8 protein-coding genes are annotated in these 15846 nt (G+C 59.8%); 6 read left to right on the top strand and 2 right to left on the bottom strand.

The annotated features are described in order from the left end of the window. The first annotated feature begins 349 nt into the window (after nt 1-349). From ACLD1X_RS02960 to ACLD1X_RS02935, 6 genes are all read left to right on the top strand, one after another. A complete protein-coding gene (locus ACLD1X_RS02960) occupies nt 350-826 on the top strand; it encodes a CS1 type fimbrial major subunit (protein WP_429366047.1) in 477 nt (158 codons plus the stop codon). Between the two features lie 111 nt (nt 827-937). Then, nucleotides 938-3460 carry a CS1-pili formation C-terminal domain-containing protein gene (locus tag ACLD1X_RS02955; protein ID WP_429366046.1) on the top strand — a complete coding sequence of 841 codons (2523 nt, stop codon included), beginning with the start codon at nt 938-940 and terminating at the stop codon, nt 3458-3460. Continuing rightward, nucleotides 3460-4719, top strand: coding sequence for a hypothetical protein (locus ACLD1X_RS02950; protein ID WP_429366045.1), 1260 nt, complete (start codon nt 3460-3462; stop codon nt 4717-4719). The genes ACLD1X_RS02955 and ACLD1X_RS02950 overlap by 1 nt, the downstream gene beginning before the upstream one ends. Before the next feature lie 58 nt (nt 4720-4777). Next, complete coding sequence (locus tag ACLD1X_RS02945) at nt 4778-5578, top strand: molecular chaperone (RefSeq protein WP_429366044.1); 801 nt, start codon at nt 4778-4780, stop codon at nt 5576-5578. Between the two features lie 130 nt (nt 5579-5708). Continuing rightward, nucleotides 5709-6206, top strand: coding sequence for a CS1 type fimbrial major subunit (locus tag ACLD1X_RS02940; protein WP_429366043.1), 498 nt, complete (start codon nt 5709-5711; stop codon nt 6204-6206). A 188-nt stretch (nt 6207-6394) separates the two neighbouring features. Continuing rightward, the gene (locus tag ACLD1X_RS02935; protein ID WP_429366042.1) at nt 6395-7636 is read left to right on the top strand and encodes a hypothetical protein; all 1242 of its coding nucleotides are present in this window, start codon (nt 6395-6397) and stop codon (nt 7634-7636) included. Nucleotides 7637-7702: 66 nt separating this feature from the next. Here ACLD1X_RS02935 and ACLD1X_RS02930 read toward each other — a convergent pair whose 3' ends face one another. Continuing rightward, a complete protein-coding gene (locus ACLD1X_RS02930) occupies nt 7703-12352 on the bottom strand; it encodes an NEL-type E3 ubiquitin ligase domain-containing protein (RefSeq protein ID WP_429366041.1) in 4650 nt (1549 codons plus the stop codon). Between the two features lie 148 nt (nt 12353-12500). Then, complete coding sequence (locus tag ACLD1X_RS02925) at nt 12501-15614, bottom strand: transglycosylase domain-containing protein (RefSeq protein ID WP_429366040.1); 3114 nt, start codon at nt 15612-15614, stop codon at nt 12501-12503. Nucleotides 15615-15846 lie beyond the last annotated feature (232 nt).

The following is a 15846-nucleotide window of genomic DNA, read 5'->3' as shown; positions in this document are numbered from 1 at the left end:
AGTGTTAACTCTCTAATGTCATGTTTTCGCCTATTGTTTGCGGGACTTGTAGTATCGGTCTTACAGAGGTAACTTGCTTGGTAGTTGGTAATCATTGCTTATAAAGTGCTGTTTGTAGTCTGTCTCTTACAGTCAGACATTGGCTTTTATGTTATTTCAGATTTTTTCTTTCCAGGGTGGTAGCACTTTGGCTACGCACTTGCAGGAATTTGCCTGCTTACTTTCCAGAATGATTGAACCATCATCTTTCGGCGTTGAAAGTTCAGCTGAGCAAATAGCTGCTCGTGACGGTTTTGCTCAACAAGAACTTTCAGCGCTTAAATCCTTTTAAAAAGACAGGTACTGAAAGATGTTCAAGAAAATCGCGTTCGCTGCTCCTCTGGCTGTTCTGGCACTGAGTTCCTCGATGGCATTCGCCGCGACCGAAGCCCGGCACTCCATCAATCTGGTCGCCCATGTTCCGAGCGATGACTTCTACGCGATTCCGGTCGATGCCGACCTGGTCAACAAGGACCAGGACATGAGCTACAACCCGGCTATCGGTGGCATGCGCACTGTCGATGGCCACTTTGATGTCCTGCATACCGCCGGCAAGGTCAACGCCCGTCTGGAAGGTACGCCAAAGCTGATTTCCGGTAACAAGTACATCGATCTGAAAGTCGAACTCAACGGCAAGGAACTCAACACCATTTCCCAGGAAGTGGTCGGAGCCGATGAGTCGAATATCAGCTACCGCGCGCCGTTCAAGATCAGCGCCCAGGGTACCAAATTCGATGCGGGCGACTACACCGGTGTAGTCATGCTGGTCGTGGAACCTTCCGTGTAAGTAACTACCTACACGGCAGAACGCTTACTTACCCCAAGTAACGTACTCGGTCGGCAAACTTTCCGGTTTGCCGGCCGTGCTTTGACCTTCCCGTAATCAGAGTACTTTTTCATGTTCCCGATGACGCCCATCGCGGCAGCGCTTGCGTTGCTGTTATGTAGCAGTGCATTTGCGGCGCCTACGTCTATTGATAATACGCCGCGAAGTTTGCTGGCCCAGGCCAAGGGTTTGCCGGCAGACTTCGAAGAGCATTTCTTCGATGTTCCGTTGGCGGTTCGGGTAGAACTCGATCAACAACCTCTCGGCGAGGCGATGATTGTGTTATCCCGCGATGACCGGGTCACCTTGCTCGACTTCACCGACACCAGCGACAGCCGTTTCAGCGCCAGCGAGCGCGACACCTGGGCCGATATCCTCAAGCCCGGCGTGGTGCTGGGCAACTGCAAAGGACAGTGCCCGGAGCAGATGCTGGCAGTGCACTACAACCTGGAAAATTCCTTGCTGTCGGTCGTCACCGAAAATGCCGAGCGCGACAGCGAAGCCAAACGCTTCTACGACCAACCCGAAGGCGGCAGCAGCGGCCTGATGGTACGCAACCAGCTCAATCTCAATGGCGGCCAGGATCAGGACCTGGGCGGGCGTTTCGGTCTTGAGGCCAGCGGTAGCCTGGGCAATTGGACCCAGGCCCTCAACATGCAACTGTCTCGTCTGGGCGGCCCGGACGACAAGCTCTATCACGCGGTGCACGAGCTTTATACCCAGCGCGAGTTGCAGGGCAGTTTCTTTCGCCTGGGCTACTTCACTCCCAGTTCCGAAGGCTTGACCCGTCAGCCTCGTTCTTTCGGCACCAGCCCCGACACGGCGGTGGGCGTTATGTACGGCAGCTCGGACAGCCTGGCCATCGACAGCGCGAAACCCAGCGTCTACCCGGTTTATGTCACGGCCAACCGCCAGGCCTCGGTGGAGATCTACCGCGATGGCCTGCTGCTCAACACCCAGTCGGTGCCGGCGGGATTGCAGACCCTCGATACCCGGCCGTTGCCGGGCGGCATCTACGAAGTGGAAGTGCGTCTGATCGAAGACGGGCAGATCACCTCGACCACTCAGGAGTTGATCTACAAACCAACCAACTGGCGCAACCATGACGAACGCTGGCGCTACAACCTGTTCGCCGGCCAGGAAAGCAAACTGCTGAGCAACTGGAATCAGCAGGAAAGTGGCGATGCCACGGCGGGAGCAGCGATCAATTACCTGCTGCATCCACGGGTGATCCTCGGATTATCGGCGCGCCAGGTGCGGGAAAAACTGCAGTACGGCACCTCGGTCGATTGGAGCCTGGCCAACAGCACCAGTGTCTACGCCAACTTTTACCAGACCGAAGACCACGGCACCGGTATGGATCTGCAGGGCCTGTACAACTATGGCTCGGGCAGCCTGGTGGTCAGCCACAACCGCAGCTGGCTCGACACCACCAACACGTTCGACACGCTGCCCGACGGTACCCGCGTGCGCCAGCGCAACGTGTTCACCGGCGAGACCAGCAACTCGTCATTGGCGCTCAACCATCGGATCAGCCGCAGCAGTTCGTTGAATGCACGGGTTTCCCACAGTGACGGCAATGTTGAAGGCGTAGGCGTGGATCTGGGCTGGACCCAGCGCACGACAATGATGGGCAGCGATGCCAGCTGGCGCCTGTCGCTGTTCGACCGCCCTGGCAGCTTCAGCAGTGGCGATGCGCGCAACCGCGGCGTCGATCTGAGCATGAGCGTGGCATTGGGCGGGCCGGGCCAGCAGATCTCCGGCAGCATCGGCACCCGCACGGCGCGGGACGGCAGCCGCGACAACAACGCGTCGCTGGGCTATCGCAAAGACCTGCAGGACCACATCTTGCAAAGCGTCTCGGTGACTGCGCTCACCGATACCTATGGCGTCGGCGTGTCGAGCCTGGCGAACTTTCGTACCGATGCCATCAACGGCGACGGCTTTGTCCAGCGCTCGTCTTTCAATGGCAATTTCACCGGCGGTTTGAACGTGGACAGCACGCTGGTGATCGGTGGGCAGCAAATGGTCATGACCAGCCAGCACCAGGGGCGTGGCGCCGGGATGATCGTCGACGTGGAGTCCGATATCGACGACATCGCCCTGCGCGCCGACGACCTCAGCGGTGGCAGCGCGGCCTTGCGCCCGGGGCGCAACTTCATCCCGATCACCGCCTATAGAAACGGTTCGGTGAGTTTCGACTTCCAGGGCAATCACGCGCCAGCCGCGACCATCGAGCCCTCGCGCACCCGCTATCACCTGAACAAGGGGGGCGTGGAATACCGCAAGGTGCGGGTGATGAAAACCCTCACGGTGCTCGGGCGTTTGCTCGATGCCCAAGGGCAGCCGCTCAAGGGCCATCACGTGATCAACCACGCCAGCCGTGGCGTGAGTGAGGTCGATGGGTTCTTCTCGATGGAAATGAACGCCGGCTCGCCAACCCTGGAAGTGCGTCATGCCGACCAGTTGCTGTGCCAGTTCCGCCTCGACGCGAGCCAGCATCGCAGTGAAAACGATGTGCTGATGATCGGTGATCTGCGCTGTACGCCGGACACGTTGGCGGATGCCTCCTTCACAAGCGGGAGGTCGAGCTGATGAACATTAGCCGTGGAAAGAGATTCGGTGCCGGAAAGTCGCTGGCGCTGTTGTTCGGGATGTTTGTGTTACCGGTGCATGCCGCCGTACTGAACATCGATGCAACGTTTGTCCCGGATTTGACGGCGCCGCATAAAAACGAATTCGTCAACAAAACACCCTCCCAGGGTTTTTGCCAACAACTTCCTCATGTCTGCCTTCCGGAAGGGCTCTTCAGCTTGATCGCGCCGATAGCGTTTACGGCGAATGCGCCCATCCGTGCCGGTCATACGGATCCGCGCCAGGGCGGGATGGCCAGCGTACCGTCAAGTTGGCGCGACGTGGAGGTGACTCACGCGTCGGGTGATAAACAAACCCTCAAGGTTCGCATTGCCGGGATCGGACACGAAGCGGCGCTGCCGGTTTCAATTGGCGAAATCACCGGATCGTCTGGAGTTGCCGGCTGGGACAAACTCTGGGAGGGAGGAGGTTGGGTATACGCTCCGCCCCCTTGCCAGGGTGTAGGCCGGTTAACCGTAGGAGAACATGGCTACAACAGCTTCTGGAAAGTCCCTCTGGGGGCCGGCGTCTGCGCCAAACGAGCGCTGTTCGATATTCCGCTGGCCTTCCGGTATCAGTACTTCGTATTCGGCTACGAGCTACGAACCCCTGAGCCGTTGAAAATGCAAAGTGGTCATTACACCGGATCCATCACCTTCAGTGTCGGGCCGGGACAGGATTTCGACATGGGCGATGTGATGCAGCCCGATGACTCGACATTGACCTTGAATTTCAACCTGGATGTCCAGCACACCCTCAAAGTCGACATCCCACCGGGCGGCGAAAAAATCCAGTTGGTCCCCGAGGGTGGCTGGCAAAGCTGGTTGCAGGCAGGGCGCAAACCGGTACGGCTGTTCCGCGACCAGACCTTCAATATTTCCGCGTCATCGCGGTTCAAGATGCACTTGCAGTGCGGGTACACCACTACCGATGACCAATGCGGGCTTTTTAGCGGAGCGGCGAATCGTATGGTCGGGATCTACGTCAGCGTCAGTCTGCCCAATGGTCTGACCGACATGGCTGGACAACCCGTAAGGCAAATGCGCCTGCGCCCGGGAGAGGCCAATGCGTTGCAGTTCCAGCCGGGGTTTTATGTCGATAGAGCGCCGGGCGTGCTGCACTTTGAAATGCCGTCGCAACGTGTGGAAGAAATGCTTAGGCCGGGCGCAGGTCACCGTTACTGGGGCCCTGTCACTGTCATCTGGGATTCGGAAGTCTGACGGGCGTGCCCATCCGGGGCGCCGTTGCGCTGTATTCAATGTTACGAGGTTCAAGTGTATGAAACGTTTTTGGCTGATGTTGGGTTTGTGCGGCTTTTCCCTGGGGCTCCAGGCCGGCCCGCAAATCAATGTGGGCACGGTCTACGACTATCTGGATGCCGACAAGAGCACGTACCTCAAGCGCGTGTTCAACAGCGGTGACAGCACCGCGTTCGTCAAGGTCAACATCCTGGAGATCATCTACAACGCCGACGGTACGTCCAGTGAAGTGCCGGTCAAGACCCAGGCCGATGCCAGCGGCCGCGATGGCCTGATGGCCAGCCCGGCGCGGTTGATCGTGCCGGCCAACGGCATGCAGGGTACGCGCTTGTTGCACATGGGCAGCCGCGACACCGAACGTTATTTCCGCGTGCGTTTCGTGCCGGTGGTGCCGGAAAAGGAAGACGAGTTCGCCGTGTCGGCCGACGAACGTGAAGACTACAAGAAGAACCTGTCGGCGGGGGTCAACGTCATGACCGGCTTCGGCACGGTGTTTTTTGTCCGCCCCGGCAATGCGCGTTTCGACAGCGTGATCGACGACAGCCCCGAGCGTTATCGCCTGCGCAACAACGGCAACACTGTGGTGCTGATCGACGAGTTCCGCAACTGTTCGCGCAAGAACGAGAACGAGTGCGAACCGACCACCAANCGCCCGGGAGAGGCCAATGCGTTGCAGTTCCAACCGGGGTTTTATGTCGATAGAGCGCCGGGCGTGCTGCACTTTGAAATGCCGCCGTATCGTGTGGAAGAGATGCTCAGGCCGCCTTTAGGTCACCCTTACAGGGGCCCTGTCACTGTTATCTGGGATTCGGAAGTCTGACGGGCGTGCCCATCCGGGGAGCCGTTGCGCTGTATTCAATACACCATGTGCTGGCGGGCAAGAGCTTCGAGTTCGAGAAGAAGCCCGGGCGCGCTCGCGGTTCCGTTTTTTTATGCAACAGGTAACTGACATGATCAAGCAATCGGCCATCGCCTTGTGCATGGGCGCACTGACACTGCTAGTAAGTGCATCGACTTTCGCGGCGCGTGAAGAGCACACTTTCGAAGTGTCGGTAGACATCCCGACCCTGGGCTTTTACGTGATCCCTGCCGAATCGGACTGGATTCATCAGGAACAAACCCTGCCGTGGAACCTGAATACCTCGACGTTGGACGGATTACGCAAGAATTTCGACGTGCGTCATGACACCAGCGCCATCGAGGCCCGGCTGGAGAGCGAGCCGTATCTGTCCAATGGCCGTGAGGAGCAGAACATCTATCTGCGGGTCACTTTCAATGGTCAGGAACTGAGCCATGAGCCACAACCAAGGCAACTGGTGCCGGCGGACCAGGCCATGAGCGGCGGCCGCTTTCCGCTGGAGATCAGACCGCTACCGCCAGCCGGTGGCTACAAGCCCGGTAACTACTACGCAAATGTCTTGCTGGTCTTCAGTGCCGCCGCGCCATGAAGCGCCATCAGCTCAAGGGCCATCACGTGCAGCCAGTTCCACCTCGATGCGAGCCGGCATCGTAGTGAAAACGATGTGCTGATGATCGGCGATCTGCGCTGTACGCCGCAGGCGTTGGCGGATGTCTCTATCACGCGGCACAAGGCCGGTTGAACCGGATCGGCAATGACCTATGGGAATGAAAGTTGATGAATCTGAAAACCTGCCTACCGAAATGGCTGGGGCTGCTGGCGGCCCTGGCGGTGCCATCGGCCGGGGCGATGACCCAGGAAATCAGGGCGGTGTTCACCCCTGATCCCGCGAACCCGCAGCGCAATGCTTTCGTTAACGTGACGCCGGTCAGTGGCCGGTGCGTTAATAATCCAGGCGATTGTCGGGCCGAGAACATGTCCAGTATCCGCCTCCCGATCAAATTCCAGTCCGCCAGGGCCATGCAGCCTAACGACCCTGTTGTGCGTAACCGCGCCATGTTCAAAATTCCGGCGCAGTGGCGGTCCCTGACGGTGACGAACGCGGACACCGGCAAATCCGAGACGGTGGAGGTTCGTGTTGCTGGGATCGCCTCGCAGTACCGTCTCAGCGACACTGCCCAGAATCTCACAGGGGAATCGAATCTCCAGCTAGCGCACGCACGCCTGTGGGACGGCCGTTGGGATAATGCGCCATCACCCTGCACATACAGCACTGGGGCGGGGCTTGGTGCCGACTATTACTACTTTGTCTGGAGGACCCCTGTTGAAGGTACGTGCGTCAGGTATGCGCAATTCCCGATTCCGGGAGTGTCATACGAGTATCTGGATTTTATCTACCAGCTACGCACACCCAACCCGCTGGGAATGTCCTCGGGCCTGTACACCGGTTCGCTGAATTACAGCTTCGGCCCCGGCGGTGATTACGACATGGGCGACGTGATGCTGCCGGACGACCCGGTCCTGACCCTGGATTTTGTGCTCGACGTGCAGCACGCCCTCAAGGTCGATATACCGCCGGGGGGTGAAAAAATCCAGCTGGTGCCGGAAGGCGGCTGGCAGAACTGGCTGCAGGCGGGGCGCAAGCCGGTACGAGTATTTCGCGACCAGACCTTCAACATTTCTGCGTCAACGCGCTTCAAGATGCGTTTGGAGTGCGAGTTCATCTACGTAGCCCACTGCATGCTCCGTGACTCCGTTTCGAATCGCACAGTTCAGGTATTCACCCGTATCAGCCTGCCCAATGGCTTGACGTGGAGTGGCGGGCAGCCGATTCAACGGCACCTGTTACGCAGCGACTTTGGAGTGCCGCCAACCGTTTACCCCGGTTTTTACGTTGATCGCGCCCCTGGCGTTCTGCATTTTGAAATTCCGGGTTTTTACTTCAAGCCGATGCTGGGGCCCGGCGAGGGAGGGCGTTTCAGGGGCAATGTCACGGTGATCTGGGATTCGGAAGTCTGACGCAGAGCATTACGATGTTCCCGGTCGGGCTGACGGCAGTCGCCAGCCCGTCCAGGTACTGCGTTGCTATTGCCCGGCTCGCCTTAACGCCTCGCGAGTCAGGCGTCTGGACAGTTCCTTCTCGTCGTCGCCCAGGTCGACCAGCAATCGGTCAAAGATCGCATCGCTGATCGGCTCATCGTCGAAGACCACCGTTGCTGGCACCGGAAGATCATTCATCAGTTCCCACAAGCGGTTGCGCAGTTCCCCCCGGTCTTTGTCCGCGGCTTGCGCCCACTCGCGCTGCACGGTGCGCAATGTCTCCAGTCGCTCGTATTTGGTCAGGTAGTCGCGCTTGTTGGCTTCCATTGCGTTTGGATACCTTTCGTGCAGATACTTTTCCCAGAAATCCTGCTCGAGCATTTTATTGACCAGGCCGTCGCCTTCTTCCAGCGTCAGCACGGTGTCATAGGCCTGGTCGACCATGGCATCGGTCACTCCGGACACGCGCCTGAACAGCATGCCTTCGGATTGCCACGGCAAGCCCAGGCGCTGCGCCAGCCCGGTCTGGTAAGCCAGGTAGACTTCCACATCGTCCGGGTTGCCGCCTCGGCCGGCGACGTCGGCACGGGCGATTTCATTGACCTGCTCCAGGCGAGCGGCACCCTTGGCCAGCGTCACCAGTTTGTTTTCAAGCTCGACGTTGTCGGTGGAGTACGAGTACGCCTCGGAGGCCAGCACCCGGATACCCATGCTGTTGAACAGTTGCGCGCCGGCATCGGCACAGTCCACGGGTGCGATGGCCATGGTGAACAGCTCCTCGCGCAAGCGTGTGTCGACCTGCACCGCATCGAGCATGCGCCAGATGCGTTGAGTCAGTTGATCGCGCGCCCGGCCGCCGGCTCGATAGTCGGCCGATTTCTGGGTGTCGATCAACACCTCCATGAAGCGCTGGGCTCTGGGTTCGTTGATCAGGTCCGACCACAGAGAGGCGCGGTCAACGCCCAGGCCGGGTACATCATTCCAGTGGTCGATGCTGATCCTCGGGTCGATCTGGCTGTTTGAAGGTATGACTGGTTCCGGGGGCAGCGCCACAGTGCGGCGTACTTCCTGATAGAGAACACGATTGATATCCGACAAATTGGCGACGTTCAGACGGGTGCGTGCCACGACCCAGGCGTCTGCGGAGGCGGGTATCACTTCGGGAATCCGGTTAATCGGGTTGTCGCGCAGGTCCAGCAGGAAGCCGCGAGGCCTGCGTTTGCTGAAGGTTCCGACCGGCCAGGTCGAGAGGCCCGTGTCCTTCAAACCCACGACGATCAGACGGGGCATGCGCCGGATGTCCGGGCTCATGCCCAGGGGATTGCCATCGAGTCTGAGGATTTCCAGGCGGGTCAGGTCCTTCAGTCGGCGGACTGAAGGGGCATCCAGCACGATCTTGTTGTCCGTCAGACGCAAACGCTCCAGTCGCGGCATCGAGTCCAGTCTTTTGGGCAGTATCGTCAGCTCGCAACCTTTGGCGCTGAGTTCGCGAAGGTTGGGGAAATCCTTGAGTATGCCGTTCAGCTCGATGGAAAACCGTGTGTTGTCGAGTTTCAGCACGGTGACTTTATCGAGGAATTTTTTCAGCACCGGGCGTCTTGACCACCAGGTTTCCAAATCCAGCGGCAAGAATTCCCGAGACAGGTCCAGGGAGTAGCTGGCCGGATCGGTGCGGGTGCCGAGGTCGGTGTTTTTGCGCCGGAAACATTCGATCAGGCGCTCGACGATGTGGCGTCCGCCGTCATCACGAAAGCTGTTACCGCTGGGGCCCCAGGTTTGGGGTTGCTGATATTCCCAACGATTGACGATTGCCCGCAGTTCGTCGAGGTCAGCTTCTTCGCGCTCCATGGCCTGGAGCGGTTCGCCTTGTTCGGTCAGGGCATCGGCGTATGCATCGACCTCGCGTTCGCTGAAATGCGGGTAGAGGTCGCGGACGCGCTCGTGCACGGTTGCGCCGTCCCGACTCATACCACCGCCACGCACCAGCAGCAGCGTTTCGCGTTCGGCAACCGGGCGCAAGGGCGGGGTGGCGAGGACCGTGCGACGCTCGGTGGGCGTGGCCTTGGCGATGACCCATTGTCTGAAAAACTCACCATCGCCCGGCCTGTAGCCCAGTATGTAGCGCCCGTTGTTTTGAGTGGCATGGAGCAGGGCTTCGAAAAGACCTTGCGCTGCGTGGATCTGTTGGTCCGAGCCATCGCGTACGGTGTATTTCCCGGCCGCGTCCCGAATCAACACCCGTACCCGCGTTGCATTTTCGGAACCGGTGTCGCAACGAAGCTCGCCATCGAACGTCCCCTGACGGATTTCAATGCGCAAGTCGGCAAAGGTATCGGTATGGATTCGCAAGGCCCCCAGCGCCAGGCGTTCGGTATCGATGCTGCTTAATGAATCCAGGTACAGGCCCTGTGCCGCGCGAACCGAGCGTGTTTCGAATTGCAGTTCCCGCGCCTGGGTTTTCAGGCGCAGTGGCAGGCGCTTGTTTTGCGTGATTCGCTGGCGCTCCGCCGGGGTGGCGCTGTCGAGAATTCTTTGCGCGATGTTTGCTGGCAGGTCCGGGAAGTCGCTGAACAGCTGGCCAATCTCGGGGGATGCCACCGGAGCGGGGCTGGCGGTGGAACCGATGCGTTGCAGGGTATCGCTCAGCAGCGGCGGCGGTGGCGCGTGCTCAACGTGCATCCTGCGCAGTTCGGTCTCTTCACTGCCGCTGACCTGACGGATCTGCTCAAGTTGTTGGTCGCTGTAACCGTCGGTGCTGTGACCGAGGCGGCGCATCAGCGTCGAGCCTTCCCACTGTCGGGGGTTTTCCGTTTCGCTGACCCAGGCCCCGTGGCCATTGTGTTGCAGGGTGGGCGCATAGGCGTCGGCGCGTTGCGGATGCTGGATGCGGTGCTGCCCGGTGACCGGGTCCTGGCGCACCTGGTAATGCTGGTTGTCCAGGCGTACAAGGCTTTGCTCTTGATGCTGGTAGATACCCAACCGGTCTGGCCTTGCGGTGGTGGGCAAGACGACATCGGTCCGCTGATAAGGTGCCAGGTCGGGGTGCCACAAACGCGCCTGGCCGTTGTCCAGCCGGACCGGTTTGAGCCCCTCGAAAAACGGCGAGAGCTGCGTCCGGGCGTAGTTGCCCAGTGCGGCTCCCCCCGCGAACGCAGCGAACTGAGCGACACTTTCCAGCACGCCGATGGCCTGTTCAGCCGCCTCGACCAGGTGACCTTCGGCCAGGTCGACAATGCCTTCGACCACTTCGTCGGTCAGTTGATAGGCGGTATACGCCAGCATCAGCTCGCCCAACCCCGGCACGAAGGGTGTCACCACCATGAGAGCGGCATTGAAAATGTCAGAAAGCATTTTCTCCAGATTGTCCCACCAGGCCCAACGCGCTATGCGGTCGGCGTACTCGGTGGTAATCGCGATCTCCCTGGCGTCGTTGAGAATCTTGTTCATGCTGCGCTTGTAGAGGTAATCCCACGGGTCACCGGCATAGCGCAGCTGGCGGTCCTCCTCAAACCTGGTCACGCGAAATTGCAGGTTCGGATTATTCACCGGTGTGTCGCGCCAGCTCGGAAGGTTGGAACCCGGTGGGGCGGGTTGCCATGTCACCTTGCTCAGGCGCGCGTTCAGATTGGCAAAAAAATGCCCACGCTGGTTGTGGGCGACAAACCGGCTGAAAAACTGTGGGTAGTTTGCATCGGTCTCTGTGCTGCGCAGCTGGCGGGTCAGCTCGGCCATGAATTGCAGCGACGACGGATACTCCTTGAGCGGATGCTCCGGATCGTGCGGGACGTACGCAATCAGCGGCGCAGGGGTGTTGCCGCTGAGCGACGAGTAGCTGATCAGCACGATGCCGGTCAGCGCGGCGTCCATCATCTCCAGGGTGTAATAGCTGACGGGATGACCGTTCCAGTGCGGATTCCTGTGGCCATCAATCAAGCCCTGGATGACGTGATGGGCGTGCTGGCCGATGTCGTTTTTCATCAACGCCATGTGTGCCGCGACTTTGAGTGCATGTTTCTGGTTGAGCACGACTTTGTAGCGCAGGACATTGCTGGCCACCGGGTTGGTGGACAGCAGGTATTCGCGCAGGCGCCGTTCGTACCGGGCGCCGATATCCAGTTCGCGGCACAGGGATTTGAACTGATCGATGCTGATTTTGTGCAGCAGGTGTTTGGTGAAGAAGTGACCGCGCTCGTCGGGTCGGGTGATGAACCCCGAATCTGCGGTAAAGGTTTCGCCACTGGAAAAATTGTGCAGCGCCGCATCCAGCAGGGAAACGTTGCGTGCCCGGGTGCTTGAAGAGAAGTCATGCACCCACCATGACGTTTCCCTCGGTGCATAGAGCCTCAACCAGGTCTCTTCGACATCGTCTTCAACACCGTAGCGGTCCTTCAACGCCTGTTGCAACAGAGGTTTGGCAAAGGCGTAGACGTCTTGCAGATTGCTCAGCATCCGGTCGATATCGTTCTGGGCAGTCCAGGCCAGCTGCATGTCGTTTTTAAGGTTTTGATGGGCCGTGGCCGGCGCATTCCTGTGCCAGTCGGGCAGGGTCAGCCTGACGGTTTTCAGCGCTTTGATGCGAGGCAGCGAGGTGCTCAGCAGCCAGGAAGGAATGGCCTTTTCGACCAACTCGTAGTGGACACTTTTATCCACAGGAGCGGATGGCGCCTGCGCGGGTGCCGCGAAGGGTATGGGCATGGTTTGATCGTCCATTGATCGTGAGTGGAGCCGCCAGTCTAGGCAGGCGCCATGCCCGGAAAAAGTTCAAAGATCGGTTTGAAACAGCGCCGTTTGCGGCTCGACTCTCTCAAAATTCAAACATGAACAATACATGGATACCACCACGTCAACGCACAGCCGTCGACGCACCAGGCTGGCACATGGTGTGAGTGCCCGGTTGCAGGTACGGCGTCAGGATCGGTGCCATGCCCTTGAGCACCTGCACGGGCAACGCCGAGGTGAAGGTAAAGCTTTCCGCCGAACGGCCCGGCACGAACGCGGTCAGTGTGCCGAAATGGTGGTCACCGATGTAGAACACGAACGTCGCCGTGCGGTTGAGCGACTTGGAACTGAGAATCCGCCCGCCGGAGCCGATGGCCTCGATACGGTTGTCACCGGTGCCGGTCTTGCCGCCCATGGCCAGCGGGCTGCCGTCCGGCAGTTTGAAGCTGCCGGCCACGCGCTTGGCCGTACCAGCATCCACCACCTGTGAAAGGGCTTCGCGCATGGCCGTGGCGACTTCGGATGGCATCACCCGTTTGCCGACATCCGGGTCATTGATCAGCTGGGTTTCATAGGGCGTGTTCGCGGCGAAATGCAGGCTGTCGATGCGCAGGGTCGGCATGCGCACGCCGTCGTTGAGGATGGTGCCGATCAACTCTGCCAGCGCTGCCGGGCGGTCGCCGGAGCTGCCGATGGCGGTCGCCAGCGACGGCACCAGGTGGTCGAACGGGTAGCCGACTTTCTGCCAGCGCTGGTGAATGTCGAGGAACGCCTCGATTTCGAGCATGGTGCGGATGCGGCTGTCGCGGGCACCCTTGTGCCGGCTTTTGAACAGCCAGCTGTAGACCTCCTGGCGTTCGAACTGGCTGGCCTTGACGATGTCGCCCCACTTGGCGTCGGGGTGATTGAGCAGGTAGCCCATCAGCCACAGGTCCAGCGGGTGAACCTTGGCGATGAAACCCTGGTCCGGCAGGTCGTAGGTACCGGGACCGTAGGCCTCGTAGAGCCGCACGAGACGTTCGTCAGTGAGCTTTTCCGTGAGCTTGGCGCCGGTCAGGTGCGAGCGCACGAAGGCGTTGAAGCTTTCCTGGCTAGCCTGCGGCAGCAGATAGCGGTGCACGGCGGCCATGCGGATCGGGGTCGGGCGCATGCTGTCGAGGAAGGTTTCGAGCCGGTCCTGGGTGTCCTTGTTCTTGTACCGTTTCCAGAACTTGAGCAGGAACGAAGTGCCTTCGCGGTCGGCAAACTCAGCCAGGTATTCCTGGCGCCGAGGGTCGCGGTCGTCCTTGAGCAGTTCGGCACTGCTGTTGGGGCCGGAGTAGGTGGTGTAACGCACCAGGTCGCGCATCAGGCGAATGAACGGCAGGTTGATCGACTCGCGCAAGGCATCGCGCAGGGTCGGTATGCGGCCGTTGTCTTCCTTGCGGAAGTTGTGGAACACATGCAGGCCGCCCCCGGTGAAAAACGCTTCGCCGGGGCTGGCGGAGTATTTGCGGTCCAGGGCTGCGCCGAGCATTTTCTGCAGGTCGCGGTCCTTGTTCTCGATCAGGTAATCGACCGCCCAGCGGCTCAGGCGGTCCTGATCCGGCACGTCGACTTTCTTCAGCTCCGGAACGGCCATGCCGGCGTATTTGTCGTGCAGCTCGGAGATGATTTGCAGGTAGGTGGTCAGCACGCGCATTTTTGCGGTGGAGCCCAGTTCCAGTTTGCTGCCTTCGTTGATGTCGAATGGCTGGTCGGTGCTGTCGGTTTGCACCCGAACCCGCGAGCCGTCCGGGGTCAGCTCGAACAGGGTGAAGCTGTAGCGTACCTGGGTGGTGCTGGTGGTGGTCAGCAGACGTTCGCCGATCAGGCCGAGCTGCGTGGCAAATGCAGGGTCGGCGAGTTTTTTCAGGTACTCGGTGGCCTCGGTTTGCAATTCGCCTTGCAGGGTGCTGGTGGCAGACAGGTCAAGGCGGTCGAGGTCATACAGCGGGCGATTGAGCATGCCCGCCAGACGGCTGCGCGCCACACTGATGCCCTTGTTGGTTTCAATCGGTTGAATGGTCGGCTGGGTGGCCCAGTCGCGGTAGGTCACCTTGCTGGCCAGTGCGGCGGCGGCGAACTGGGCGTCGATCACATTGTTTTGCGCCAGCAGGCGAATATGGCTGTCGGTGAGGTCGGCCAGTTCATCATGACCCTTGGTCAGGTAATGCGATGGGCGGCGCTGAGCAATCATCAACGACAGCATTTCACGCAAGGCCAGGCCTTTTTCCGCCATGGTTTTTGGATCCGTCGCAGTGCTGGTCAGTGCCTCGTTGGCCTGCTTGAAGTCTGAGCCATACCACACGCGCAGGCCCTCAGCCATGCCATGCACTTCGCCGTGCCCCGGTACGGCGGATAACGGCACACTGTTGAGGTAGTCGCGAACCACGTTCTGCCGGGCTTCGAGGGTTTGTGGCCCGGCCTGGTACGCGCGTACCGTGGCGGAAATCATCTGGCGGATCTTTTCCGCGCCATTGACCGTCAAGCCATCGGGGGAATGCCGGTACTTCTCCAGTTGTGTGGCCAGGGTACTGCCACCGGCGGACTGGCCGGGCACATGCAACATTTTGGCCACCTGGGACCACGCCGCCATGCCGAACCGCGGCCAGTCTACCGCCGGGTTGGCCAGCGGTTGTTTGGGGTCGAGCAGGAAGCGGTTTTCGATGAACAGCAGACTGTTGACCACCACTGGCGGGATCGAGTCAAAGGTTGAATAAAGCTGCTGTGGATAGTTGTACTGATACAGCGGCGCTGCACGGCAATCGGTGATCGACAGCCCGGCCTGGATTTTCTCGGCGTAAGGCACGAACAGGCCCTTGTCGCTGTACTTCAGCAGGGCTGGAGAAAAGCGGGTTTGCGCCTCAACGACGAAATCGCGCTTGATCAGGCGCGGCAGGAATTCATCCAGGGAGCTGTAGCCCAGGCGTCGATCAAAGGGACCGTCGCCCGGATAGCGAATCGCATCGCTGGGGCCGGGTTTGAGCTCATAGTTCAGGGATGCCGCGTATTTGCTGACTTCCCGGGCCTGGAACCTCGAGGTACGCATTTCCCTCGCAGCCGCCAGCCCCACGACAATCGCGATGATCAACAGCAATAGCCAGAACGCTCCCCATCCGTGCCTGGAACGACGGGGTTTTTCAGGTATAGGCGCTTCATCCACACGTTCAGTCGGAACCACGGTTTTACTCGAATCGGTTTGCCACAAAGCGCCCATAGTCGACTGATCCATTCACGCAGATTGATCGGACTTGACTCAAGCTTAGACGGTGGTTGGCGAGGGTGAAAAAAATGTGAAGGGCAAAATGATGCGCGGACACACCGTTAATTGGGCTGATTGAAGCCGTTGTGGCGAGGGAGCAAGCTCCCTCGCTACGGTAGGTCGGCGGGCTGAAACACTTGAGATAGAGCGTTATAGGCTTTGGTAGGGGCATGACGATGCACCATTG

This window comes from Pseudomonas sp. 18173 (genome assembly GCF_050432945.1).
Classification (GTDB): domain Bacteria; phylum Pseudomonadota; class Gammaproteobacteria; order Pseudomonadales; family Pseudomonadaceae; genus Aquipseudomonas.
The sequence above is the reverse complement of the archived record's forward strand: the minus strand, read 5'-3'. Positions and strand labels throughout refer to the sequence as shown.